This is a genomic window from Flavobacterium sp. 1, assembly GCF_002797935.1.
In the GTDB taxonomy this organism is placed as follows: Bacteria; Bacteroidota; Bacteroidia; order Flavobacteriales; family Flavobacteriaceae; genus Flavobacterium.
The window spans coordinates 3,986,778-4,010,739 of record NZ_PGER01000001.1 but is presented as its reverse complement, the minus strand read 5'-3'; the positions used below and the strand labels follow the sequence as shown (position 1 = coordinate 4,010,739).

23 protein-coding genes are annotated in these 23,962 nt (G+C 35.3%); 10 read left to right on the top strand and 13 right to left on the bottom strand.

Going from position 1 to position 23,962, the window contains the following annotated elements; genetic code table 11:
* The 3 genes from feoB to CLU83_RS16150 form a co-directional block, all read right to left on the bottom strand.
* A complete protein-coding gene (gene feoB / locus CLU83_RS16160) occupies window positions 1-2,100 on the bottom strand; it encodes a ferrous iron transport protein B (protein WP_100432557.1) in 2,100 nt (699 codons plus the stop codon).
* A complete protein-coding gene (locus tag CLU83_RS16155) occupies window positions 2,097-2,339 on the bottom strand; it encodes a FeoA family protein (RefSeq protein WP_100432556.1) in 243 nt (80 codons plus the stop codon). Before CLU83_RS16155 ends, feoB begins: the two co-directional genes overlap by 4 nt.
* A 71-nt stretch (window positions 2,340-2,410) precedes the next feature.
* Window positions 2,411-3,088 carry an SCO family protein gene (locus CLU83_RS16150; RefSeq protein ID WP_100432555.1) on the bottom strand — a complete coding sequence of 226 codons (678 nt, stop codon included), beginning with the start codon at window positions 3,086-3,088 and terminating at the stop codon, window positions 2,411-2,413.
* A gap of 131 nt (window positions 3,089-3,219) precedes the next feature.
* On the opposite strand from CLU83_RS16150, the gene CLU83_RS16145 reads away from it, so the two are divergent.
* A complete protein-coding gene (locus CLU83_RS16145; RefSeq protein WP_100432554.1) occupies window positions 3,220-5,283 on the top strand; it encodes a M13 family metallopeptidase in 2,064 nt (687 codons plus the stop codon).
* Between the two features lie 108 nt (window positions 5,284-5,391).
* Here the strand turns inward: CLU83_RS16145 and CLU83_RS16140 are convergent, their stop codons facing one another.
* Both CLU83_RS16140 and CLU83_RS16135 read right to left on the bottom strand, forming a co-directional pair.
* Entirely contained in the window at window positions 5,392-6,312 is a 921-nt protein-coding gene (locus CLU83_RS16140; protein ID WP_100432553.1) for a DMT family transporter, read from the bottom strand.
* A gap of 1 nt (window position 6,313) precedes the next feature.
* Window positions 6,314-7,138 (bottom strand): SDR family oxidoreductase, encoded by an 825-nt coding sequence (locus tag CLU83_RS16135; RefSeq protein WP_100432552.1) that lies wholly within the window; start codon window positions 7,136-7,138, stop codon window positions 6,314-6,316.
* Window positions 7,139-7,360: 222 nt separating this feature from the next.
* Here CLU83_RS16135 and CLU83_RS16130 point away from each other — a divergent pair, with 222 nt between their 5' ends.
* Entirely contained in the window at window positions 7,361-7,756 is a 396-nt protein-coding gene (locus CLU83_RS16130) for a rhodanese-like domain-containing protein (protein ID WP_100432551.1), read from the top strand.
* Window positions 7,757-7,838: 82 nt separating this feature from the next.
* On the opposite strand, the gene CLU83_RS16125 is transcribed toward CLU83_RS16130, so the two are convergent.
* The 3 genes from CLU83_RS16125 to CLU83_RS16115 all read right to left on the bottom strand — a co-directional run bounded on the left by CLU83_RS16125 (window position 7,839) and on the right by CLU83_RS16115 (window position 9,583).
* Window positions 7,839-8,378, bottom strand: a complete 540-nt coding sequence (locus tag CLU83_RS16125; RefSeq protein ID WP_100432550.1) for a DUF4375 domain-containing protein — start codon at window positions 8,376-8,378, stop codon at window positions 7,839-7,841.
* A gap of 169 nt (window positions 8,379-8,547) precedes the next feature.
* Window positions 8,548-8,967: a lipocalin family protein gene (locus tag CLU83_RS16120; protein ID WP_100432549.1), complete on the bottom strand. Its 420-nt coding sequence runs from the start codon at window positions 8,965-8,967 to the stop codon at window positions 8,548-8,550.
* A gap of 136 nt (window positions 8,968-9,103) precedes the next feature.
* Window positions 9,104-9,583 (bottom strand): hypothetical protein, encoded by a 480-nt coding sequence (locus tag CLU83_RS16115; protein WP_100432548.1) that lies wholly within the window; start codon window positions 9,581-9,583, stop codon window positions 9,104-9,106.
* A 255-nt stretch (window positions 9,584-9,838) separates the two neighbouring features.
* Here CLU83_RS16115 and CLU83_RS16110 point away from each other — a divergent pair, with 255 nt between their 5' ends.
* Window positions 9,839-11,755: a M1 family aminopeptidase gene (locus CLU83_RS16110; RefSeq protein WP_100433777.1), complete on the top strand. Its 1,917-nt coding sequence runs from the start codon at window positions 9,839-9,841 to the stop codon at window positions 11,753-11,755.
* Between the two features lie 109 nt (window positions 11,756-11,864).
* Here the strand turns inward: CLU83_RS16110 and CLU83_RS16105 are convergent, their stop codons facing one another.
* The 4 genes from CLU83_RS16105 to CLU83_RS16090 all read right to left on the bottom strand — a co-directional run bounded on the left by CLU83_RS16105 (window position 11,865) and on the right by CLU83_RS16090 (window position 15,569).
* Window positions 11,865-14,252, bottom strand: coding sequence for a M20/M25/M40 family metallo-hydrolase (locus CLU83_RS16105; RefSeq protein WP_100432547.1), 2,388 nt, complete (start codon window positions 14,250-14,252; stop codon window positions 11,865-11,867).
* A gap of 12 nt (window positions 14,253-14,264) precedes the next feature.
* Window positions 14,265-14,618: a DUF2116 family Zn-ribbon domain-containing protein gene (locus tag CLU83_RS16100; protein WP_100432546.1), complete on the bottom strand. Its 354-nt coding sequence runs from the start codon at window positions 14,616-14,618 to the stop codon at window positions 14,265-14,267.
* Between the two features lie 135 nt (window positions 14,619-14,753).
* Complete coding sequence (locus CLU83_RS16095; protein WP_100432545.1) at window positions 14,754-15,083, bottom strand: hypothetical protein; 330 nt, start codon at window positions 15,081-15,083, stop codon at window positions 14,754-14,756.
* An 18-nt stretch (window positions 15,084-15,101) separates the two neighbouring features.
* Complete coding sequence (locus tag CLU83_RS16090) at window positions 15,102-15,569, bottom strand: hypothetical protein (RefSeq protein WP_157802124.1); 468 nt, start codon at window positions 15,567-15,569, stop codon at window positions 15,102-15,104.
* Window positions 15,570-15,802: 233 nt separating this feature from the next.
* On the opposite strand from CLU83_RS16090, the gene CLU83_RS16085 reads away from it, so the two are divergent.
* On the top strand, window positions 15,803-16,126 hold the full coding sequence (locus CLU83_RS16085) for a single-stranded DNA-binding protein (protein ID WP_100432543.1): 324 nt from the start codon (window positions 15,803-15,805) through the stop codon (window positions 16,124-16,126).
* Window positions 16,127-16,697: 571 nt separating this feature from the next.
* Here CLU83_RS16085 and CLU83_RS16080 read toward each other — a convergent pair.
* Window positions 16,698-17,225, bottom strand: a complete 528-nt coding sequence (locus CLU83_RS16080) for a ferritin (RefSeq protein WP_100432542.1) — start codon at window positions 17,223-17,225, stop codon at window positions 16,698-16,700.
* A gap of 249 nt (window positions 17,226-17,474) precedes the next feature.
* Here CLU83_RS16080 and serS point away from each other — a divergent pair, with 249 nt between their 5' ends.
* The 6 genes from serS (at window position 17,475) to mgtE (ending at window position 23,794) form a co-directional block, all read left to right on the top strand.
* A complete protein-coding gene (gene serS / locus CLU83_RS16075) occupies window positions 17,475-18,746 on the top strand; it encodes a serine--tRNA ligase (protein ID WP_100432541.1) in 1,272 nt (423 codons plus the stop codon).
* Between the two features lie 196 nt (window positions 18,747-18,942).
* On the top strand, window positions 18,943-20,721 hold the full coding sequence (locus CLU83_RS16070) for a tetratricopeptide repeat protein (protein WP_100432540.1): 1,779 nt from the start codon (window positions 18,943-18,945) through the stop codon (window positions 20,719-20,721).
* A gap of 128 nt (window positions 20,722-20,849) precedes the next feature.
* The gene (locus CLU83_RS16065; protein ID WP_100432539.1) at window positions 20,850-21,161 is read left to right on the top strand and encodes a DUF4286 family protein; all 312 of its coding nucleotides are present in this window, start codon (window positions 20,850-20,852) and stop codon (window positions 21,159-21,161) included.
* Window positions 21,162-21,401: 240 nt separating this feature from the next.
* Window positions 21,402-21,545, top strand: coding sequence for a hypothetical protein (locus CLU83_RS22165; protein ID WP_157802123.1), 144 nt, complete (start codon window positions 21,402-21,404; stop codon window positions 21,543-21,545).
* A 73-nt stretch (window positions 21,546-21,618) separates the two neighbouring features.
* Window positions 21,619-22,398, top strand: a complete 780-nt coding sequence (gene rsmA / locus CLU83_RS16060; protein ID WP_100432538.1) for a 16S rRNA (adenine(1518)-N(6)/adenine(1519)-N(6))-dimethyltransferase RsmA — start codon at window positions 21,619-21,621, stop codon at window positions 22,396-22,398.
* Entirely contained in the window at window positions 22,388-23,794 is a 1,407-nt protein-coding gene (mgtE, locus tag CLU83_RS16055; protein WP_100432537.1) for a magnesium transporter, read from the top strand. The genes rsmA and mgtE overlap by 11 nt, the downstream gene beginning before the upstream one ends.
* Window positions 23,795-23,962 lie beyond the last annotated feature (168 nt).

Below are 23,962 nucleotides of genomic sequence, written 5' to 3'. Positions count from 1 at the left end.
TTATTTTAAAACTTGAAACGCAATCAGTGCAACTAAATAGGCCAGTGTGCTCATAAAAACCAATTGTCCAGCCGGCCATTTCCAAGAGTTGGTTTCCTTTTTTGTTATAGCAAGAGTACTGGCGCACTGCATTGCAAAAGCATAAAACATCAATAAGGAAATCCCCGAAGCAAAGTTGAAAATTTTCTCGCCAGTTACAGGATTTATTTCTGCCGCCATTTTGTTTTTAATGGTGTTTTCATTGTCAGTACCGCCCACGCTATAGATGGTTGCCAAGGTGCCTACAAATACTTCTCTGGCTGCAAATGAACTGATAATAGCAATGCCTATTTTCCAATCGTAACCCAAAGGAGAAATTACCGGCTCGATGCTTTTTCCCATTAATCCAATATAAGAGTTTTCCAGTTTTTGGGAAGCCACAGCATTATCAAACTCTGTAGAAGACAGCGGATTTTCTTTAGCGTTTTCAAAGACTATCTTTTCGGCGTCTTTAAACTCTTTTCCTGGTCCGTAAGAAGCCAAAAACCATAAGATGATCGATATTGCCAAAATAATTTTACCAGCGCCAAAAACGAACGCTTTTGTTTTTTCAATTACGTTGATGGCAACGTTTTTGAACATCGGTAATTTATAATTGGGCATTTCTACCACAAAAAAGGTTTTTCCTTTTACTTTTAAAATAAGATTAAGTATATAAGCTGCTAATATTGCCATTCCAAAACCAATGACATACAAAAGCATTAAGGTTAATCCTTGAAGGTTTAAAATTCCAAAAACATAAGTGTCTGGAATAACCAAGCCAATGATAATAGCATAAACCGGTAAACGTGCAGAGCAGGTTGTAAAAGGTGTTACCAGTATGGTGATTAAGCGTTCTTTCCAGTTTTCGATATTTCGGGTTGCCATAATAGCTGGAATGGCACAGGCTGTTCCCGATATTAAAGGAACCACACTTTTTCCGGATAGACCAAATCGGCGCATAATTTTGTCCATTAAGAACACAACGCGGCTCATATAACCGCTTTCCTCGAGTATCGAAATGAATAAAAACAAAAAGGCAATCTGCGGAATAAATATTAAAATACCTCCAATTCCCGGTATTATTCCCTGTGAAATCAAATTGGTTAACATACCCGAAGGTAAATGCTCACCCGCCAATGTGCTTAATGTGGCAAAAGTGCTGTCGATAAAATCCATCGGAATTTTGGACCACTCGAAAATAGATTGAAAAATCACAAATAAAATCATGAAAAAAATCAAATAGCCCCAAACTTTATGAGTAAGTACGCGGTCTAGTTTACTGCGAAAATCTTTGGCTACACTAGAGTCGATTTTTAAACCTTCTTTTAAAACATCATTGATGAATTGATATCGCTTGATGGTTTCTTTTTGTTGTAAACGTTTTAAATCAGAATGGGATTTGGTAAACGAACTTCGTATTTCATTACGTTCCAAATTTAAAAAGTTGACGTCCTGCGTAATTACCAGCCACAATTTATATAACAGCTGATTTGGAAATGCATGACGAAGACTGTTGAAATATTCGGGATCAATTATCGATGCATTCAAACAGGGTTCTGCCGAAATGGTTTTGTAACTGACAATTAAGTTTTTCAATTCTTCGATTCCGTGACCTTTTCTGGAACTAATCAGCGCAATTTTGGTTTTTAAGTGTTGTTCGAGATATGGAATATCTAGAGTAATTCCTTTGTGTTCCATTCTGTCAGCCATATTAATGACTAAAATAGTTGGAATTTCTAGGTCTTTTATTTGTGTATAAAGAAGTAAATTTCGTTTGAGATTTTCTACATCGGTAACCACTAACGCAACATCTGGATAGAGGCGGTCATTTTTGTTGAGCAAGAGTTCTATAACAACACTTTCGTCAATAGAACTGGCATTTAGGCTATAAGTACCAGGTAAATCAAGAATATTGGCTTTTACATTATTGGGCAATTTGCAAAAACCCATTTTTTTCTCCACAGTAATTCCAGGATAATTCCCTACTTGCTGATTTAGACCAGTAAGCTGATTAAAAACCGAAGTTTTACCAACATTCGGATTTCCAATTAAAGCAACGTTGATATTTTTTAAACTCATTTTGTAATATTATTAATGAGTTCTACTTCAATAAGTTTGGCGGTTTCGATACGAATGGCAAGATGGGAGCCATTTATATCTAAATACAAAGGATCTCCAAACGGAGCTATTTGAAGCAATTCGACCTCATTGCCAGGCAAACAGCCCATCTCTAGCAGTTTTAATGGGATTAAATCGATATCAAAATCTAGGATAGTGGCTTTTTGGCCTTTTTTGAGAGAATGTATCGTTGTCTGCAAAGCTTATTTAGATTGAATTAAGATTGCAAAAATACATTTTTTATTATAATTAAAGCTGATTATTATCAGTTTTACTCATTTTTTTCATTCTCGCAAAGCCAGTTAATATCTTCAATTAAACGCTGAATTTCTTCTTTCTTAGTACCATCATAAAAACCTCGAACTCTTCTTTTTTGGTCAACCAAAACAAAATTTTCAGTATGCACCATATCATACAGTTCTTCTGGTTTTCCCATTTTTACGGCCAAGTATGATTTTCTGGCCATCGTATATATTTCTTTTTTATCGCCAGTTACCAGATCCCATTTGGCATCAATGACACCATACTTTTTTGCGTATGCTTTTAGTGCAGGGACACTATCGGTTTCAGGAAAAACGGAAAGGGAGAGCAACTTGACTTTTGGATTGTTTTTAATTGCTTTTTGTACATCGACCAAGTTGGTAGTCATTTTGGGACAAATAGAACCGCAGGTCGTAAAGAAAAAATCGGCGACATATACTTTGCCTTCATAATCTTTTTGGGTAACGGTTTTTCCGTTTTGATTGGTAAATGAAAAATCAGCAATAGTGTGGTATTTACTAACATATTGAACGGTGCTGTCTACTAATTCTGGGTTTACATCGGCAGGATTATAGATAGGCAATGTTTTACTAGGTTTTAAAGCACCATAAAATAAGTAAAGCGTTATGATGGAAAAAACTGTTACGACACCAATATAGATTCGGTATTTTTTTAAAATAGATAACATAAAAGTAATTTAGTGCAAAAATACAAAAAGGAGTTTCATTTTCGGGCTTTTTAACTTGGCGTATTTCTAAAAAAATATAACAAAACGAGAAATTATTAATATGTTTGTAACAACTTCTAAACAATTAATAGATGAAAAACGTATTAACGAAAAGGCTTTTATTTTTGATTCCCACATTGATCTGGGTATCTGAAAGTCAAGCGCAATCAGCTGTAAAAATGGCTGAACCTGGAATTAATGTCTCCTATATGGATTCAAAAATTAAGCCCTCAGAAAATTTTTTCCAATTTGTAAATGGAACTTGGTTAGAGAAAACTGAAATTCCAAACGATAGAACAACTTGGGGATCTTCTAGTGAATTGGTGAAAAAAACTGATAAGGATGCTCTAGATATTTTGAAAGAAGCTTCGAAAAATCCCAAGTATAAGTCCAATACCGACCAAGGAAAAGCGATTAATCTTTACAAATCAATCCTCGATACGGTTGCTAGAAACAAGCAGGGAATTAACCCGCTGAAACCTTATTTGGCAAAAATTGATAAGGTGAGAAATATTGATGATCTGCAAAAAATATTGATCGAAATGGAACCAATCGGCGGTATTGGTTTTTTTGGCGTTGGAGTTGGTGCAGATGAGAAAGACAGCAATAAAAACACTGTTAGTCTTGGTTTAGGAAGATTGGGTTTGCCAGACAAGGATTATTATATTTCTGAAGATAAAGATTCTAAAGAAAAAAGAGAAAAATATGTACTTCATGTTACTAGAATGCTTCAGTTTATTGGTGAAAATCCAAAGCAGGCCAGTGAAAACGCTGCAAAGATTTTAGCCTTGGAAACGGCTATGTCAAAACCCAGATTAGACAGAGTTGAACGCAGGGATTCTAGATTGCAGTACAATCCGACTACCATTGCCGATTTACAAAAAATCGTTCCTGCAATCAATTGGGAAAACTATTTTTCGGGAGTTGGATTTACAAAATTAAATAGCGTCAATGTAGATCAGCCTAGATATATGAAAGCTTTGCAAACTATTTTTGCCGAAAATAAAGTGGCTGACTGGAAAGAATATATGAAATGGACTCTGTTGAATAATTCAGCCAATCTATTATCAATGAATATAGAAACTGCTTCTTTTGATTTTTACGAAAAGACTTTAACAGGTGCTGTTAAACAAAGACCTCTTGAAGAAAGAGCTTTGTTAATTATAAACAGAAAAATTGGGGAAGCATTAGGGAAATTATATGTAGAAAAATTATTTCCCGCTGAAGCGAAAGTAAAAGCGGAGAAGATGATTAAAAACATCATCAGAGCTTATGAAGTAAGAATTAATAATTTGACTTGGATGTCTGCTGAAACAAAAGTGAAAGCGATTGAAAAATTAAATAAAATATCTATTAAAGTTGGGTATCCAGACAAATGGAAAGATTATTCGAAACTAGCGATAAAAAACCCGTCTGAAGGAGGGAGTTATTTTGAGAATTCAAAAAATGTGTCACTTTGGAATTATCAAAAGGCTATTGATGACCTGCCAAAACCAGTTGATAAAACAGAATGGCACATGTCTCCACAAACCGTAAATGCTTATTACAACCCATCGTACAACGAAATTGTGTTTCCTGCAGCGATTTTACAGCCTCCATATTATAATTATCAAGCTGATGATGCTGTAAATTATGGCGGAATTGGAGCCGTAATCGGACACGAAATATCCCATGGATTTGACGATGCTGGATCCCGTTATAATGCCGATGGAAATCTTATTGATTGGTGGACTGCCGAAGATTTAAAGCAATTTACTGCATTAGGGACAGCTCTTGCCAATCAATACAGCGCACTTGAACCTTTGCCTGGAATACACGTTGACGGCAAATTTACACTTGGCGAAAACATTGGTGATTTGGGGGGAGTAAATGCTGCTTATGACGGTCTGCAATTGTATTTGAAAGAGAATGGCAGACCAGAATTAATTGATGGATTCACGCCAGAACAGCGTTTCTTTATATCTTGGGCTACCGTTTGGCGTGTCAAAATGCGAGATGAAGCAATCAAAAGCCGTGTAAAAACAGATCCGCATTCTCCAGGTATGTATAGAGGTTATGTACCATTACAAAACATTGATGCTTTTTATCAAGCATTCGATATTAAATCGGGTGACGGAATGTTTATCGTTCCTGAGAAAAGGGTTAAGATTTGGTAGTAAATAATTTTCACTAAAAATAAAATCCCGTCAGGCTTTAAAACTTGATGGGATTTTTTCATGTTATAAAAGAATTCAGATGTTGCAGATTTCTAATGCTGTCTAGGTTTAACGTTTTTTTCGCATCGAATAATTAATCAAGTACAATCCAAGTAAAGTAATGCTTCCGCCAAAAATAATTGCTGTGGTCAAGGGTTCTCCAAAAATTAAAGAGCCTAAAATAACTGCAACAATAGGGTTTATATAAGCATACAGGCTGCTTAATTCGGTAGGGAGTTTTTGCAGCATATAAATAAAGGCAATAAAGGTCAATATTGATCCGATGATAACCAAATAGGCAATTGACCACCAGGAATTGGCAGGAATTTCTGAAAGCGCGATGCCAGTTCCTGTAACGCCGATAAGAGTATGCAGAAAAATGCTGGAAATAAACATTTGCAGTCCTAAACTAAAATACGGATTGAAACTGGCTGCTTTTTTCTTGGTATATAAAGTGCCAAAGGACCAGGTTATTGTTGAAGCTATCGAAATCATGATGCCAAATCGAAAATTGGGATGCATGAAATCAAGAAGATGTTCGTAAAAAATTACGCAAACTCCCCCAAAACAAATTAAAATTCCCAAAACGACCAATCGGGTGATTCGTTCTCCTTTAAAAATAGTAATCAATAAAATCCATAGCGGTACCATAGCGGAAATAATTGAGCCCAAACCGCTGGTGATATATTTCACGCCCCATGTGCTTAGACCATTGCTCAAAGAAAAATTGAGAATACTGAGTATGATAATGGTTTTCCATTGTTTTCCTTTGGGCCAAGGCGTTTTTTTCAAAAGGAAGTAGCACAAGTAAAGAGATCCAGCAATAAATTGTCTGATAGCGGCGACCTGCAATCCAGGCATGTGCCTTACTCCTTCTTTGGAAGCCAGCCAAGTGGTCCCCCAAAAAAAGCCCACCCAGCATAAAGCCAAAATAGGTAATCCTATGAAATTAACTTTTGTCTTAATTGCGGTTTTTATTCTTGATGTCAACTTATAAATTGGTTTTAATGAAGGTATAGCCCAAAACGGCTACTGCTTTGTCGCTCAAAATGAGTTTTTCTGCAACCGTTTTGGAATGATCAAACGCTGGCAAAGGTAAACTTAATTCGGTTGCTTTTTGAGTATAATATGCTTGTCTTGTGGGATGAAATGGACTGACGCCATTGTAAATCTCATTCCAAGATTTTAGTTCAATGATTTTCAGGATAATTCCAATGCAATCTTCTTGATGGATAAAATTGATGCGGGTGTTTGGATTTTCAATGTTTTGTTTTCCTGCCAGAAATTTGACTGGATTTCGGTCTTCGCCGATGAGTCCCCCAAAACGGAGAACCGTGGTTTTGAAGTTGGGATTATCTTGCAAAATCGATTCCGCTTCCAGTAATTGTTTACCGCTTTCGGTATCGGGTTTTGGAACTGTTTCTTCAGTTATCGTTCCTTCGACTTCGCCATAAACTGATGTCGAACTCACAAAAAGCACATTTTCAATCGTCGATTTTTCAATGTACGGAATCAAAATTTTTATCTTTTCGACAAATATCTTTTCATTCTCAGTTGAAGAATCGCTGTTTTTTCCTCTCAATTGCGGTGGAATATTGATTATCAAAGTTTCGCTTCCGAGCATAAAGTCATCAATAGCTCCCGTTATTCTTTCGCTGTCAAGTGCAACCAAAAAAGAATCAATGCCTTCTGTTGTTAATCCTGAAAGTTTTTCTTCGGAAGTCGTTGAACCTTTCACAGAAAATCCATTTGCAATTAAGGCTTTCGCCAAAGGCAAACCTAACCAACCGCAACCTAATATGCTTATTTGTTTCATTTATATTTTTGAAAATTATTTTGACAAAGGAACAAAATAATTTACTTGGTCAGTTCACTTCGCTCGTGTGCGCTAATTCCGCTGAAAGCTGATAATTCACATTAAAATCTGCGAATCTGCGGTAAAACAAATGCGTTTGCCCTGATTTATGGAATAATAGATGAACTTTTAAACGCAATTGCCTTAATTTTGGATTAGTATTAAATCTAAAAAACTATACAAATGGAAGCACAAATACAATATTATGAAAACAAGCTGGCTTTTGAAATGGATCCCTCAGATTTGTTTGACGCTTTAAGCAATGGTGAAAAAGTAATCGCCCTTGATGCCCGAAAAGCTTTTGGATTTGAGGCAGAACATATTCCAAACGCAATTAATATTCCGCATCGTGAAATGAGCCCGGAAACTACCAGTCATTTGGATAAAGAAGTTTTGTATGTAACGTATTGTGATGGAATAGGTTGTAATGCTTCAACTAAAGGAGCTTTGAATATGACTAAATTGGGATTTAAAGTAAAAGAATTAATAGGAGGAATCGAGTGGTGGAAATTTGACGGTTACGCTACCGAGGGAATTCAAGGAAATAATGCAGGACAAAAAATTGAATGTGCTTGTTAAACAGAAAAAGCATTGCTAAATTAATTTAGCAATGCTTTTTCTTTCAGTATTTATGTAAAATTACATCTCAACTTGAAAACAATTATTCTCTTTTAATCTCGTGCCCCACGAATTCTTCGAGAGCAGCAAACATTTCATCTACAGAAAGGATTTCTGTATCAGGATGGGATTTTAAGAAATTGGCATTTAGTGCCACTAAGTTTTCTTTTATTTCGAAAAAAGTATCGTTGTTCAATAGATCTCTAATTGGGTTTACGCCTTCGAGTTTGCCTTTGAAGAATTTTTCTCGCTTGACACTGCTCATTAGTTTTACTTTTTTGCATTGCTGCTGAAACAATTCCAAATGTTTTTCGGCGCCAAGCAATTGCAGACCTTCTTCGATAAGTTCGTTTAATTCAGTATTCCAACGGGAATTATAGACAAATTGGGCAAAATTCCCTTCAGTACATTGGGAAGTATAATAATCTAAATAATAACTCATCAAAGCATCTTCATGAATCAAGTCATCATCTACTTTTTCCTCGCGCATTAAATTGATTACCGAAATATTAGAGTTGATAATATCTTGAGGATTTTCGCTGTTTGCCGCGGTTTCTGATATAATGATTCTGCCGAATTCCATGTGAGTGTGTTTTGAATATTTGGCAAATTTCTGCTAAAAAACAATACAAACACAATATTTTGACTTCGATTGTCCTTCAATCTATAAAAAAACGGAAATGACTTTTAAAGTCATTTCCGTTTCGTTTTTCATCTCTTAAGATGCAGGATTTAACACCAGAATAAATAAATTATCTGATGTAAACTGAGATAGCGTTTCCATTTTTTAATTTTAATTCGCTAAGTGTAAGATTAACAATGTCATAAGTCGTACTTGCGCCATTTATAACAAGTGTTACTTTACTGTCTCCTCTGGAATAAGTTCCTGACTGAGTTGTTAATGCACAAGGACTAACAGTAGAACTATAATCCCCTGAAACTAATGTATTATTGATTTTTAGGTCAATATAATCATGATTACAACCAGGTGTGTTTTGAGGCGGATCAGACAATGTTTCAACACCATTAATGCTGGTGCCGACTTTTACAATATCCCATTTCCCTTCTATTGGGGCTAATGTATCTCCTTCGTTTTCATCACTGGAATTACAAGATGTTGTAAATAACCCGATACTTAACAAGAATGCAATTAATATGCTTTTAGTTTTCATGTCTCTTTTTTTAAAAATTAATAATGGCTAAATTAGCTTTAGAGAGCCTGAAGACTGTTACATAATTATTGAAATTAGTTACATTATTGTTATCATGAAATTGCAAAACACAATGATAATGGATTTAAATTATAACTTATTGGTCTAAATGTTTTTCAATGTTCTTGGTTAATTCATCAGCTCTTTGTGTGCCGATTAAGATCTTTTCTCCGCTTTTTAATTCAATCGCCAGTCCCATATTTCCTTTGGTATTATAAACTGTCCCATAAGAAGTAAATAACCGGATTCCATAACCTACAAACTTATATTGTATAACTGTTGCTGTTTTTATGTCCTCCCATCTAAATGCTTTTTTGACCAAAGGAGTAAACTTAACCCGTATTTCTTTTTTGTCAATTTCTGTTTCCAGTTTTATATACCAAAACAAAATTATGATTCCGAATGGAATTATTGTGAAGATAATTAATACAATATTTGACATTGGTTTATCTCCAAAATACTCTCCTTTAATTAACTGGCTGGAAAGGGCAAAAACTTGGAAAATTCCGATTCCGATTAAAAATAACCATAACCACCATTGAGTAAATTTTTGCTTTTCTTTGAATTCTGCTTCCATTGTATTACTGTATTTATAAATGATTGTTTTTTGATAATTTAAAGTATTTCAAATATAGTCTTTTTGTACAAAAAAAGTATTTATTCTGGTTGTTGGGTTATTTTCAGCCATTAATACTACGGATAAAACAGTTTAGTACGGATTTTTTTTAGCAAACTAAAAATTATAGTTTTAAAAGCAGATGACAGGTGATTTGCTTAGAAAGCGTTTAAAACAAAATCATTGATTATATTTGGAACACTAATTGAATTTGAAATGAAAAAAAGCCTTTTGCTGATAGTACAGATTTTGATGATTTCGACTTATGCACAAAAAAGCGCAAGCCAAACATTAAATATTGCGCAGCTTGAGCAAAATATGGCGGCGAAGGAAATGAACCTGAGCGTTAATCCGAATACGCTAAACTATAATGTTACCTATCAAAAATTGGAATTTACTGTAGATCCAACCAAATATTTTATTTCAGGAATCGTGACCAGCACTTTTACCGCGCTGTCTGATCTTTCCACAGTGACTTTTGATTTAACCAATAAACTGATAGTAAGTACCGTTGTTCAAAACGGAGTATCAATAGCCTTTGTACAAAATACCAATAATGAATTAGTCATTACTTTGCCCGCCATTTTAAATTTGGGGGCTTCAACAACAGTTGAAATTCGGTATTCCGGTACTCCTCCCATTGGTCAGGAAGCTTTTATCACGACAGTACATAACGCTTCTCCTATTTTATATACTTTATCAGAACCTTACGGTGCTCGTGACTGGTGGCCATGTAAACAGGATTTAAATGATAAAATTGATGCAATCGATGTTTACATAACGGCGCCTTCTCAATATGTCAGTGTTTCAAATGGTATTGAACCGGAAGTCCCAGTAATTAATGGAGTCAGCAAAACCACCCATTTTCATCATGGCTACCCAATTCCTGCTTATCTTGTTGCCATAGCTGTAACTAATTATAGCGTATACAGTCAACAAGGAGGAACTGCACCCAATCAATATCCAATAATCAACTATATCTATCCCGAAACTTTGGCATCGGTAAAAACACAATTAGATCAAACGCCATTGATTTTAAATTTATACGAAAGCCTTTTTGAAATATACCCTTTTCATGCCGAGAAATACGGACATGCTCAGTTTGAATGGAGTGGTGGAATGGAACACACTACGGTTTCTTTTATGAATAGTTTTGGAAGAGACTTAATCGCTCATGAAATGGCCCATCAATGGTTTGGCGACAAAATCACTTGTGGTGCTTGGAATGATATTTGGCTCAACGAAGGTTTTGCCACTTATGTCGCTTCGCTGGTTATCGAAAATTTTGACGGCAAAAATGCTTTTATTTCAGAAAAGAATAAAATGATCAGCAGTATTACTTCCAAAACCAATGGAGCTGTGTATGTAACAGATACGGAACTTTCAGATGTAGATAGAATTTTTAGCTCCCGATTAACTTATGATAAAGGCGCTATGGTACTTAATATGCTTCGTTTTAAAATGGGCGATGCTTTGTTTTTTCAAGGAGTAAAAAATTACTTGAAAGACCTAAATCTCGCCTATAAATATGCTAAAACTGCTGATCTGCAATCGCATTTGGAAGCTGTTTACGGCAATAGTCTGGCTGAATTTTTTAATGACTGGATTTACAAACAGGGCTATCCAATTTACACTATTGCTGCTCAAAATTTAGGTAGTGGTCAAGCCAAATTTACGATTAATCAAACGCAATCAGATGCTTCGGTTTCCTATTTTGAGATGCCCGTTCCTATTAGGGTTTTTGGAACTGGAGGCCAGCAATTGGATTTGGTTTTGAACAATACGTTTAATGGAGAAATTTTTACAGAAAACGTCCCTTTTACAATTACAGACATCACATTTGATCCTGAAAAAAATATTATTTCCAAAAGCAACACGACAACTTTATCTTCCAAAAAATTCGAATTGACCGCAGCACAATTATTCCTAAACCCAGCCAATAATATTCTTTCGCTTGACATTCCCAGTGGAATAATTGTCGAAAAAATACAATTTTACAATATGGCTGGTCAAAAAATAAAAGCAACAAATACTGTAACTAGTTGGGATGTCAGTTCATGGGCTTCGGGTGTTTATTTAATGAAAGTAAAAACCGATATCGGCTCACAGCAATTAAAATTTATAAAGCGATAACTGTTTCGCAAAGTTTTATAAAGAAAAAACACAGAGATTCGCAAAGGGTTATAAATTATTTTTTGCAAATCTCTGTGTTTTTTCTTTGTGTATCTCTGCGAGAGAACTTTTATCGTAAACTATCCTTCACCACCTTTAAACTATCAGCCAATTCCGGTTTTACTGCCACAGGATTTACAACAGGCGCTACGAATTTCGGAGTTTGTTTTAATTTTTGGGTAATGATTATTGCATCATTCAATACAAAAGGTGTTGGCATCATCCAGTCTTCTCTTGGAGTCATGCTAAACAACTGATTGGTCATCAAGTCAAAAGAGCTTTCCATGACATGCATATCTAGAACAGTGGCTCTGTTGATGGTGAACTGTAATACCAGCGGTTCGTTATTGACAACATAATAGCTCAACAGTTTTTTACCGCCTCTTTCTAATTCCGTTCCTTTTTGTCCCAAAGTTGTTGCGCCATTGGCTTTAAAATTAAAAAACCTCATAATTTCATTGGCAAAAATGTCATAGCGGTTGACCTTTCGGTTTGGGGTAATCTGTATTTTTAAATATCTTTTGAAACCGACCACGCTGTCTTTTAGGAAAGTAATAGTTGGCCCAGCAATTCTTTTGTCTGGCGCTTCAGAAGCATAAGTGAACTCCGAATTGTATTTGCTGAATAACTTTAAATCATTGAATATTTTTGCGCCTTTTGGCTTTTCACCAAGATAATTTTTCGTCCAGGAATCTAGATTGGTATCATAAGTCAACCAATGAGCTTTGTTGGTATCAGCATTATAGAGATAGACCAAACTGTTGGATTTGGCTTCGCCCAACTCGTAACCCGAATGATATTGCGCTTTCGCTAAAAATAGTACAGCAGTCAAGAAGAATAACAATGACCAGCTTCCTTTTTTGGTAAAAGCCCCAAAAACCGGCAACAGCAATACAAATGCCAAAACCGTCAAAATTGCGCTTCCAAACAGCACTTTCAATCCTAAACCTATCGGGAACATCTGGATAAACGGAGCAATAATCAACAAAGCGGGAATACTGCAAATGAGGTTTACAATCCAATTGGATCTTTGGCTAAAGATAAAAAACGCAAAAGAAATTAGTCCAAAATACACTGGAATAATCAGGAACCCTGCACCTGGGAGACTGTTGGCAAGAAAACCATTCAGCACAATCCAAAAGATTAGCGGAATCACATAATGGTTCATCGTTACTTTTGGCTTCGAGGCGATCTGATAAAAGAAAAAACAAATCGAAAGGCTCATCAATATGAAGGCCACAATATAATCGTGTCCGTTGTAGGTAAATCCGTTGAGCAAATCATTGTACTGCGGATTCAACAGCAGTAATCCTTTCCAGCCGTAATATGTAATCAGTCCGGTGAAAATTAAAGCACCCAAAAACGGGAAAAAGCCTTTCATGATATCATTCAGTTTCAGCATTCTTTTGACTTTACCCAAAAACACCAATACAATAAGCAGACCCGTAGCAATCAGCGTCATCGGTAATACCCAGTCAAAAGGATAACTGATGAACGTAAAAGGGATTGTGAAATAAACATCATCTGCAGTCGAAGCCGTGGCATTCAAATCGGCATTCGAGAAATAATTCAGCAATGGCATTAAGTAAGAACCTTGATGTTTTAGTGTACTTTTGTCTAAATGAGCGACATCGTCCTGTTGTGTATGGTAATTAAAATGACCATCGATAAAAGCAAAGTTAAATCCCTGAATATCTCCTTGCTCTCTAAAAACCGTTAAATCGGTATCATTCGGCAGCATTTTGTAAATACTGTACATCAGTGAATTCGAAACTGGATAGGTTGCTCCAGCTTTAGCAAATTCCTTTACCAAACCTGCATTTCCTTTGTTGGTTTCCATCAGCATATAACTCGGCCCTGAAGAACCTCTGGCTTCGAAATTCAAAACCAGTCCAACTTCCTTAGCCCATTGATGTTGGGTTACAAAAAGTGCTGCGCCGTTCAAGCCCAGTTCCTCCGCATCGGTAAATAGAATAATGATATCGTTTTTGTTTTTTGTTTTAGCATTCAAAAAAGCGCGAACACCTTCCAAAATAGTTGCCACACCCGAGGCATCGTCACTCGCCCCAAGCGAAAACGAATGCGGTGCGCTGTCATAATGAGAGAGCAGGAGCAAAGCTTTGCCGTTTGCGCTCCCTTCAATACGGCACATGATATTTTTGGATTTTACAAGATTTCCCCAGTCACTCAGCGTAAAACCTTCCTGAGCCGTAGTTTCCAAACCCAGTTTTTGCAGTTCCTTGATAATATAATTGGCAACGGTCTCGTGGTTTTTTGTGCCTACATAATGCGGTTCTTTGGTCATTGCTGTAATATGTTCCAAAGCTCTGCTAGTCGAAAACTCCATAACTTTTTCTTCCTCATTAGGCGACCAAGACGGCGTTAGGAAAGCAAATAAAAAGGTCAAAATCCCTGCTATGAGAACAACAGTTATAAGAGAGGAGTAATTTTTTTTCATTATTTGAGGGTATTAAATATCTTTTTTAACTAGCATATAAAAATCATTCTCCAAAACCATATAGCCTTGGTCATACAGGAAATAGTAGGTATTTCCCGATTTGGTATTCAAAACATTGGTGAAAAACTCAAAATCAAATCCCTTGCTCATCAATTTGGCTCGGGTTGTTTTGGATTTTCCATCGGCATTCGAATTCAGCTCTGACAAAATTCGGTAATTTTTACGCAATTTGTTGTTGATATTGCGCATATAATTCGTGCTGTCCTTATTTATTTTGTTGTTGTAGGCATTTCGGCAGCCATCACTGCAGAACTTTTTGTCTTCGCGGCCCACGATTGGATCTCCACATTCAAGGCAGGTTTTCATACTATTATCGTTTTATATTCAACATCATTTCATTTTTTGGAGCGAATTATTAGGCTTTATTTGTAGGCATGGATTCCTGCTGTCGCCTTTATCTCTCCACTCCGTTACGAGGATATCGGCTCCATCAGGGCTAGTTTAGTGATTATGGTTTTGTGTTTTTATAATCAACAAATTTACTTCATAAACCAAACTTTTTACTTTCTTAGAATCACAATCAGTTACTAATATATCTTTAAAACTATCTTCAAACTTAATCCTTAATAATTCAGACTTAGCTGGAACAAAAAATCCAAATGTTACTTCTATAATTTTATTCCAAAAACTCAACTCCCGAATAAGTTCAACACTTTCAATATCCTCTATCTTTATGCGTTTATTGTCTTTTGAATGTTGTGTATTGTTAATTATTAAAGCATTATTTTCGATATAGAGTTCAAATAATGGGTTTGTTCTTATGATTTTCATATGCGTTAGCTGTTGATATTAGTTTTGCCTTTTAACTTTAATTTGATTCAAGAAAAGGTTCCACTTATTTTTATCAATTAAATATGAGTACTGAAAATTACTTTCAAAAACACGAACTTTATTTTTGTTCTGAGAGGTGTCTGCAAAAAAAGAAACGATTTTCTCTGATTTTTTATAAAAATCAATTGAATAATTGGTTTCAGGACAACAACAATAATCAGTATATTTTGAGTTTTCAAACAATTTTTTAAAACTTTCAATTCTTTCAGTTTTCTCTGTTTCAAAGATTGATTTATTTTCAAAGCAAGCTTCATCTCTGTTTGCTTCAGTTTGATTTGCCTTTTTTTGTCTAATTATTATTTTATCAGAGTTTGAAATTGCTGAATTAAATGAATAATTATTAATGATTTCTAGTGTCGAACTCTCTAATTTTCCATTGCAACTTTGCAAAAACATTAGAATAAAAATTAATATTATTTTCTTCATAACCAAACTTTTATATTAGACAAATTGAGACAACCTCTCAAATATACTCAAAAATTTCCATTTACAAACGGTTACAAATAATTACAACCGAAAGTAAGCAGTTAGCAACCGAATAAGTTTTGCAAGCCGTCGCATCTTTGCCAAGTCGAAATGAAACAATGCAATAGCAATAACAATTGCAAATTTCAATTTCAAAAAAATCATATACACACTAACATTTAAATTTACACGCCATGAAAAACAGAGTTCAATTAATCGGGAATGCAGGAAACGATCCAATCATCAAATCTTTTGAGGGAGGAAAAAAATTAGCTAATTTAACAATTGCCACCAACGACAGTTACAAAAACGACAAAGGAGAACGTGTGGACCAAACCGAATGGCATACCGTAGTCGCTTGGGGAAAAACCGCCGAGATTATAGAGAAATACGTAACCAAAGGCAAACAAGTCGCCATAGACGGTAAACTTACCCACAGAAGCTACGATGACAAAAACGGAGACAAACGCTATATCACCGAAGTGGTCGTAAGCGAAATTATGTTGCTAGGGAAGTAAGGCTTAATCTCTAATTTTTTGCATAAAAAAAGTGTTCGCAATTTGCGAACACTTTTTATTTATTACTATATATTCATATTGAGTTGGTTCTTTTAAAATGGTCTTTTGACAAAGGGAATAACAAATTATTCACCGTCAAACAAACCGACAACAATTAACTAACAACTATGCTGTTTTTTTCAGTAAATCAAACATTGGACAACGGCTGCAGCGTTTTTTTTCGCTTTTCTTGTATTTTTCGCAACAGCTGGATTTGCAGTTTGATGGCACTTTACAGCTGGACATACAGGTTGATTTGCAACTTTCGACTGCTTTCAGTTTTTTGAGGATTTCTTTTTTATCCTTTTTTTCTTCTTGTCCTTTTTCTCCTTTTCTTTTTCTTTCTTGCTCAAGGTAACTGCGGATTATTGTTATGAATCTGTTCGAAATTTTGGTATAAAGAATTTAAAGCCAATGCAAATGTATGTTGTTTTTATCTATTCTAAATAAACTTTAACATTTTTGGAGCAAAAAAAACCTCAAAATACATATACTGTATTTTGAGGATATTATTTATTAAGAGGTATCTTAATTATTTGGCAGCAGCAGCATTATTGGCAGCAGCGCTTACAACTGAAAGCTGCTGAATGTCACGGTCAAAAAGATACAATCCGCCTTTGTCGTCACCAATCAAATTGATTTTGTCCAAAATTGTTTTGGCCGTAGCTTCTTCTTCAATTTGCTCGGCTACATACCATTGCAGAAAGTTGTGAGTTGCATAGTCTTTCTCCTGAAAAGTGATATGAACCAGCTCATTGATAGATTCTGAAACAAAAATTTCGTGTTTATATAATTCTTCAAACATTCCTTTGAAGGTTTCGTAAGTCGTTTTTGGTGCTTTCAGGTCGGTAACTTGAGCATGACCGCCACGTTCATTAATATACTTTATTAATTTCAGCATGTGTAAACGCTCTTCATCAGATTGAGCATACATAAATTGGGCAATTCCTTCCAGTCCGTTTACCTCAGACCAACAAGCCATTGAAAGATAAATTTGAGAGGATTCTGCCTCAATTCGGATTTGTTTATTCAGCGCGGTTTCTATATTTTTTAATAGCATAATTTCTAGTTTTTAGTAAAATTAGAAAAAAAAAGTTTAATGATGTCCGTTTTATGTCTAAAAAGAAATAGTTGGGTTCAATTTAGAATCTTTAACATGTTAGGATATAATAGCAAAAAGTTATTCATACAGTTGATTGGCTCAGAATATTTATCCAAAAGCTAAAATAAAAGCACAAAAAACTTTGTCTGATTGTTAGCAAACATTTCCTTAAATTTGCTTCCATTATTTAGTTATAAAAATCAAACTATGTTACAAATTGCATTTATTAGAGAGAATCAAGAGAAAGTAATCAGCGCTTTGGCCAAAAGAAATATGGATGCCAGAGAAGTTGTTGAAGAAGTGGTACAATTGGATGAAAAAAGACGTGCTACGCAAGTAGAGTTAGACACTGTTTTATCCGAATCTAATAAATTATCCAAAGATATTGGCGAATTGATGAAAGCCGGTGAGAAATCTAAAGCGGCAATTCTTAAAGAAAAAACGGTTCTGTTAAAAGAAAAAAGCAAAGCATTGGCAGAAACCGCTGATGTTTTAGCAAATGAATTAACAGAGAAATTATACACACTGCCTAATCTTCCTGCTGACATCGTCCCAGTTGGAAAAACACCGGAGGATAACTTAAATGTTTATGAAGAAGGCGATATTCCAGTTTTGCATGAAGGAGCGCAACCGCACTGGGAATTGGTAAAACAATACGATATCATCGATTTTGAATTGGGAGTAAAAATTACAGGTGCTGGATTTCCTGTTTACAAAGGAAAAGGTGCTCGTTTGCAGCGTGCCTTAATTAATTATTTTTTGGACAAAAATACTGAGGCAGGATATCAGGAAGTTCAGGTTCCTCATTTTGTAAATGAAGCTTCGGCTTATGGAACGGGGCAATTGCCGGACAAGGAAGGACAAATGTATCATGACGTTACCGATAATTTATATTTGATTCCAACTGCTGAGGTTCCAGTGACTAACATTTTTAGAGATGTAATCGTAAGCGAAAATGAATTTCCAATATTGCGAACTGCCTATACGCCTTGTTTCCGCCGTGAAGCGGGTTCTTATGGAGCGCATGTTCGCGGTTTGAACCGTTTGCATCAATTTGACAAAGTAGAAATTGTTCGTGTAGAACACCCTGATAATTCATACCAAGCACTTGACGGAATGGTAGAGCATGTGAAAAATATTCTGCAGGAATTGAAATTGCCTTTCCGAATTTTACGTCTTTGCGGAGGAGATATGGGTTTCACTTCGGCTTTGACGTATGATTTTGAAGTTTATTCTACGGCACAGGAACGCTGGCTGGAAATTTCATCTGTTTCTAATTTTGAGACTTTTCAGGCGAATCGTTTGAAATTACGTTTCAAAGATAAAGATGGAAAAAACCAATTGGCACACACATTAAACGGAAGTTCATTGGCTTTACCAAGAGTTCTTGCTGGAATTTTAGAAAATTACCAAACTCCAGAAGGAATCGTAATCCCAGAAGTATTGCGTCCTTACTGTGGGTTTGATATTATAGATTAAATTTAATATATAAGTCATAATAAGTATTTGTGACTGAATAAGTTTTTAAACTTTCACTCGTCAAATTATTCAATCAATTTGTGTAATTTGTTGTTGAAAATTTATACAATAAGTCATATAAGAATATTGCAAAAATTTGAAAACAAAGCAAATGCAAACTTATATGACTTATATGTTTTAAAAAATTGCTATTAAAATGAAAAAAATCTTACTACATATCGCTTTGTTTTTTTCATTAATTGGGTTTTCCCAAAACGAGCAATTGGCGCAGTATTATTATGACAAAGGTGATTTCGAGAAAGCATTGGTCAGCTATCAGGAATTATCGAATAGTTTGCCGTCTAACCCTTTTTATTTTCAGCGAAAAATTGACTGTATGCAGCAATTGCTTCAGTTTGACCCTGCCGAAAAGGAAATACAGGATCGATTGGCAAGCTCCAAACAGTCTACGCTTTTGGTTGAATTAGGATACAATTTTCAACTGCAGAAAAATGACGCTAAAGCCAAAAAATATTATGATGAGGCAATAGAAAAAATCAGAAAAAACCCAAATGAAGTGTATGGTGTGGCCAATACTTTTGAAAAGAAAGTATTGCTCGAATATGCTTTAAAATCTTATTTGGTGGCGGGTGAAATGGTGCCAACATTTGATTTTAAATATCAAACGGCCTTGCTATACGGTCAATTAGGGAGAACTGATGAAATGATTGCTAATTTTTTGGAAGAAGCGTTCGAAAGTCAGCAATCGGTATTGATGATTCAAAATCAATTAACACGCTATATGTCCAGAGATGAAGATTCCAAATTCAATGAAAGTCTTCGAAAAGCGTTGATTGTCCGAGTTCAAAAAAATCAGGACATTTTTTGGAATCAGTTTTTGAGCTGGTTTTACATGCAGCAAAAAGAATTTGGAAAAGCCTTTATTCAGGAAAAGGCAATTTATAAACGAAATCCGGAATCTCTAATCAATATTATCAGTTTAGGGCAAATGACCATCGAAGAGGGAAATCAGGAAGTTGCCACAGAGGTTATGAACTATGTGCTGGAAAACACGACAGATGTTGAATTGATTGTGAGAGCTCAAAGCTATTTATTGCAGATGGAAATGGAAAAAGCACAGGAAAAAGATTTTCCGGCTATCAACTCTCAATTTGATGCACTTTTAAAACAATACGGCATAATGCCAGTTACTTTATCTTTGCAGCTGAAACAAGCGCATTTTGTAAGTTTCATAATGAAAAATCCCACCGAGGGAAAAGCCATTATAAAACGCGCCATGGAGATGCAGATGAATCAGTTTGATCAGGCACAATGTAAAATGGAATTGGCAGATATTCTCCTTTCCGAAGAAAAATTCAATCAGGCATTACTTTATTATTCGCAGATTCAAGAAAATCTGCAGAACAACGTGCTGTCGCATGAAGCAAGTTTGAAATCAGCCAAAACAAGTTATTTCAAAACTGATTTTGAATGGGCTTTGAAACAATTTAAAGAACTAAAATCGGCCAGTACGCAGTTAATTGCTAATGATGCTTTGGAGTATTTTTTATTGATTAATGACAACACAGTCGCCGATTCGACCCAAACTGCCTTAAAGCAATTTGCCAAAGGAGATTATCTTTTGTACCAAAATAGAAATCAAGAAGCAATTGCTCAGTTTCAGCAGATTCTAAAAAATTTCAAAGGACAGGAAATTGAAGCAGTAACTTTATTGCGTTTGGGCAGATTGTATGAAAAGCTGGGAGATTATGCTTTGGCTTTGGCACAATATCAAGATATTATTGAGCATCACAGTGACGGAATTTATGTAGACGAAGCTTTGTATTTCTCGGCGGATATTTACAATAAACAATTGCAGCAACCCGATAAGGCAAAGGCTTTGTATGAAAAAATTATTTTCAGCCATCAGGACAGTATCTATTTTGTAGATGCAAGGAGGAAATTTAGGGAATTGCGGGGAGATACGAACTTGTAAAAGCCCCCTAACCCCCGAAGGGGGAATTCATTAAGGATTTACATTACTATTATAATTAAAAATAAATATATTCTTTTAACCCTACTTACCTCTAGTAGGATTCCCCCTTCGGGGGTTAGGGGGCTGATATGATAATATACAACGTTACTACAAACATACACGAAAGTGTTCATGACAAATGGATGATCTGGATGCAGCACAAACACATACCAGAAATGCTGGCTTGCGGAAAATTTATTTCAGCACGTTTAGTTCGTGTTTTGGTAGAAGAAGAAATGGGAGGCGTTACCTATTCGGTTCAATATACAACAGACAGTAAGGAAACATTAGAAAGATATTACCTAGAAGATGCCCCTAAATTAAGAGAAGAAGGCGTGAAATTGTTTGGTGATAAAATGCTGACTTTTAGAACCGAATTACAAGTGATTTCAGATCATTAGAACATAGATTAACCTTGTAAATTTTAATTTCAATTTAAAATTTACAAGGCTAATTCGATTTTAATATAATTAATCGTGTATATTTTAATAATATTTCGCGAAAAGATTGTTTCGATTCAAGGCTCGGTTATCAATTATTCAATGCATTAGGGATCTCAAGTAATTCGGTGAAAAAGCACATTGATTTTTTAGAGATACGTTTATAATCCAAAAATTAGCCGAGGCAACACCGAATCTATCATGGATTTGAAAACTAAAAATAATTTTATAGTTACTTTTGCAGGCGGAGATTATGCGTTAAATGAAAATTGGCGTGTTTGCGATTTGAATTCGATAGAGAAGCATTTGATAGAATTAGGATTGAAAGACCCAAATTTTGTGTAAATCGATTCTTTTTTTCTCTGCGAGAATATAACCCTAAAAAAATAAGCGAGTCTTGCCCCGCCTCAATAACGATATGGAAAAAGTAACAGCCAAAAAACACCTCGGACAGCATTTTTTAAAAGACGAAAGCGTAGCGAAAGACATCGCCGATACTTTGAATTTAAAAGGATATGAAGACGTGTTGGAAATAGGACCTGGAATGGGAGTACTGACGAAGTATTTATTGGAAAAACCAATCAATACTTTCGTTATCGAAATTGATACCGAATCGGTTGCATATTTGGGTGTTCATTATGATAAATTGAAAGACAGAATCATCTCAAAGGATTTTCTGAAATACGATATCAACGAAGTTTTTAAAGGGAAACAATTTGCCATAATTGGAAATTTTCCGTATAATATTTCGACGCAGATTGTTTTCAAAGCATTGGAATATCGGAATCAGATTCCGGAATTTGCAGGAATGTTCCAAAAAGAAGTGGCAGAACGCATCTGCGAAAAAAAGGGAACAAAGGCTTATGGAATTCTATCGGTTTTGGTGCAGGCTTTTTATGATGCGGAGTATTTGTTTACCGTAGATGAAAATGTGTTCAATCCTCCCCCCAAGGTGAAGTCGGGCGTCCTGCGTTTGCGTAGGAAAGAAGATTTTAGTTTGCCTTGCACAGAAAAATTGTTTTTTACTGTCGTGAAAACAGCTTTTCAGCAACGCAGAAAGACCTTGCGTAACAGTTTAAAAACCTTAAATTTGTCCGACAGTTTGAGAGAAGATAGCGTTTTTAACTTGCGTCCAGAACAATTAGACTACAAAGAATTTATAGAATTGACCCAAAAAATAGAAGCAGATGGAGTTTAAAATCAGTAAAGAGCTTATTAAGCAAATAGCTCAACTCATCCAAGCGAAGAATAATCAGGAGTTGGAGATTTTGTTGAATGATATGCATCACGCTGATTTTGCAGAAATTCTTGACGAGATTGATATTGATGAGGCAACTTATATTTTTAAAGTATTAGACAGCGAAAAAACGGCCGAAATTCTTTTAGAGTTAGAAGATGATTTAAGGGAAAATATATTAAAGAGACTTTCGGCAAAAGAGATTGCTGAAGAACTTGATGAATTGGAGACCAATGATGCCGCTGACATTATCGGTGAACTTTCAAAAGAGAAAAAAGCTGAAGTAATATCCGAACTACAGGACGTTGAACATGCTAAAGGAATTGTCGATTTACTTCGTTACGATGAGGATACGGCAGGGGGAATCATGCACAAAGAGTTGGTTAAGGTCAACGAAAATTGGAATGTACTCACTTGCGTAAAAGAAATGAGGATTCAAGCCGAAAACATATCTAGAGTTCATTCTATTTACGTAGTTGACGATGAGGATCGCTTAAAAGGCAGATTGTCGCTCAAGGATTTGTTGAGTACCTCCACAAGAACACCGATTAGTGATGTTTATATTAAGAAACTACACTTTGTAGATGTTGAAACTCCCGATGTTGATGTGGCGAGAATCATGGAAAAATACGATTTGGAAGCTATTCCGGTTGTTGATGAATTGGGACGTTTAGTTGGTAGAATCACGATTGATGATGTTATTGATGTTATCAAAGATGAGATAGAAAAAAGGGATACGGAAGACATTCAAAAATTTGGGGGATTAGAAGCTCTTGATTTGCCATATGTGCAAACCCGACTTTTTGAAATGGTTAAAAAAAGAGCTACTTGGCTTGTTGTTCTTTTTTTGGGAGAAATGTTTACCGCTTCGGCAATGGGTTTCTTTGAAGGGGAAATTGATAAAGCAATTGTACTCACCTTGTTTATTCCATTAATTATCTCCAGTGGAGGAAATTCAGGTTCACAAGCAGCAACTTTAATTATCCGTGCAATGGCACTAAAAGAACTGACATTGAGAGACTGGTGGTACGTCATGAAAAAAGAAATAGCGTCTGGTTTTTTATTAGGCTCTATTCTGGGAATTGTTGGTTTTATAAGAATCTTGGTCTGGCAAACATTAAACTTTCATGATTATGGAGTGTATTGGTTTTTTATAGCTATGACTGTATCTGTTTCTTTAGTTTTTATAGTTTTATGGGGAACACTTTCCGGCTCCATGATTCCGTTTGTGTTAAAAAGATTTAAATTGGATCCAGCGACATCATCAGCTCCATTTGTTGCTACTTTGGTGGACGTTACAGGATTAATTATTTACTTTTCGATAGCCATGCTTTTCTTGAGAGGTAAACTGCTATAAAAACAATGATGTTTTGGAATCATCATCTATTTTGCGGCAGCCAAATTAATCTTAGGATTTAATTAAAACCTGCAATTTTAAAATAACAAATTACCCGAATTTATTTAGATTTTAAAATAATAAATTCGGGATAATTCGTGTACTTTGTGGCTCAATTTTTTCAGTATT

Coding starts and splice junctions, on each gene's coding strand:
- CLU83_RS16085 (WP_100432543.1), top strand. CDS start 15,803: ATGAAAAACAGAGTTCAATTAATCGGGAATGCAGGAAACGATCCAATC.
- mgtE (WP_100432537.1), top strand. CDS start 22,388: ATGGAGTTTAAAATCAGTAAAGAGCTTATTAAGCAAATAGCTCAACTC.
- CLU83_RS16115 (WP_100432548.1), bottom strand. CDS start 9,583: ATGGAAGCAGAATTCAAAGAAAAGCAAAAATTTACTCAATGGTGGTTA.
- CLU83_RS16145 (WP_100432554.1), top strand. CDS start 3,220: ATGAAAAACGTATTAACGAAAAGGCTTTTATTTTTGATTCCCACATTG.
- CLU83_RS16080 (WP_100432542.1), bottom strand. CDS start 17,225: ATGCTATTAAAAAATATAGAAACCGCGCTGAATAAACAAATCCGAATT.
- CLU83_RS16135 (WP_100432552.1), bottom strand. CDS start 7,138: ATGAAACAAATAAGCATATTAGGTTGCGGTTGGTTAGGTTTGCCTTTG.
- CLU83_RS16150 (WP_100432555.1), bottom strand. CDS start 3,088: ATGTTATCTATTTTAAAAAAATACCGAATCTATATTGGTGTCGTAACA.
- CLU83_RS16070 (WP_100432540.1), top strand. CDS start 18,943: ATGAAAAAAATCTTACTACATATCGCTTTGTTTTTTTCATTAATTGGG.
- serS (WP_100432541.1), top strand. CDS start 17,475: ATGTTACAAATTGCATTTATTAGAGAGAATCAAGAGAAAGTAATCAGC.
- CLU83_RS16065 (WP_100432539.1), top strand. CDS start 20,850: ATGATAATATACAACGTTACTACAAACATACACGAAAGTGTTCATGAC.
- CLU83_RS16125 (WP_100432550.1), bottom strand. CDS start 8,378: ATGGAATTCGGCAGAATCATTATATCAGAAACCGCGGCAAACAGCGAA.
- CLU83_RS16100 (WP_100432546.1), bottom strand. CDS start 14,618: ATGAAAACCTGCCTTGAATGTGGAGATCCAATCGTGGGCCGCGAAGAC.
- rsmA (WP_100432538.1), top strand. CDS start 21,619: ATGGAAAAAGTAACAGCCAAAAAACACCTCGGACAGCATTTTTTAAAA.
- CLU83_RS16105 (WP_100432547.1), bottom strand. CDS start 14,252: ATGAAAAAAAATTACTCCTCTCTTATAACTGTTGTTCTCATAGCAGGG.
- CLU83_RS16110 (WP_100433777.1), top strand. CDS start 9,839: ATGAAAAAAAGCCTTTTGCTGATAGTACAGATTTTGATGATTTCGACT.
- CLU83_RS22165 (WP_157802123.1), top strand. CDS start 21,402: ATGGATTTGAAAACTAAAAATAATTTTATAGTTACTTTTGCAGGCGGA.
- CLU83_RS16130 (WP_100432551.1), top strand. CDS start 7,361: ATGGAAGCACAAATACAATATTATGAAAACAAGCTGGCTTTTGAAATG.
- CLU83_RS16095 (WP_100432545.1), bottom strand. CDS start 15,083: ATGAAAATCATAAGAACAAACCCATTATTTGAACTCTATATCGAAAAT.
- feoB (WP_100432557.1), bottom strand. CDS start 2,100: ATGAGTTTAAAAAATATCAACGTTGCTTTAATTGGAAATCCGAATGTT.
- CLU83_RS16090 (WP_157802124.1), bottom strand. CDS start 15,569: ATGAAGAAAATAATATTAATTTTTATTCTAATGTTTTTGCAAAGTTGC.
- CLU83_RS16120 (WP_100432549.1), bottom strand. CDS start 8,967: ATGAAAACTAAAAGCATATTAATTGCATTCTTGTTAAGTATCGGGTTA.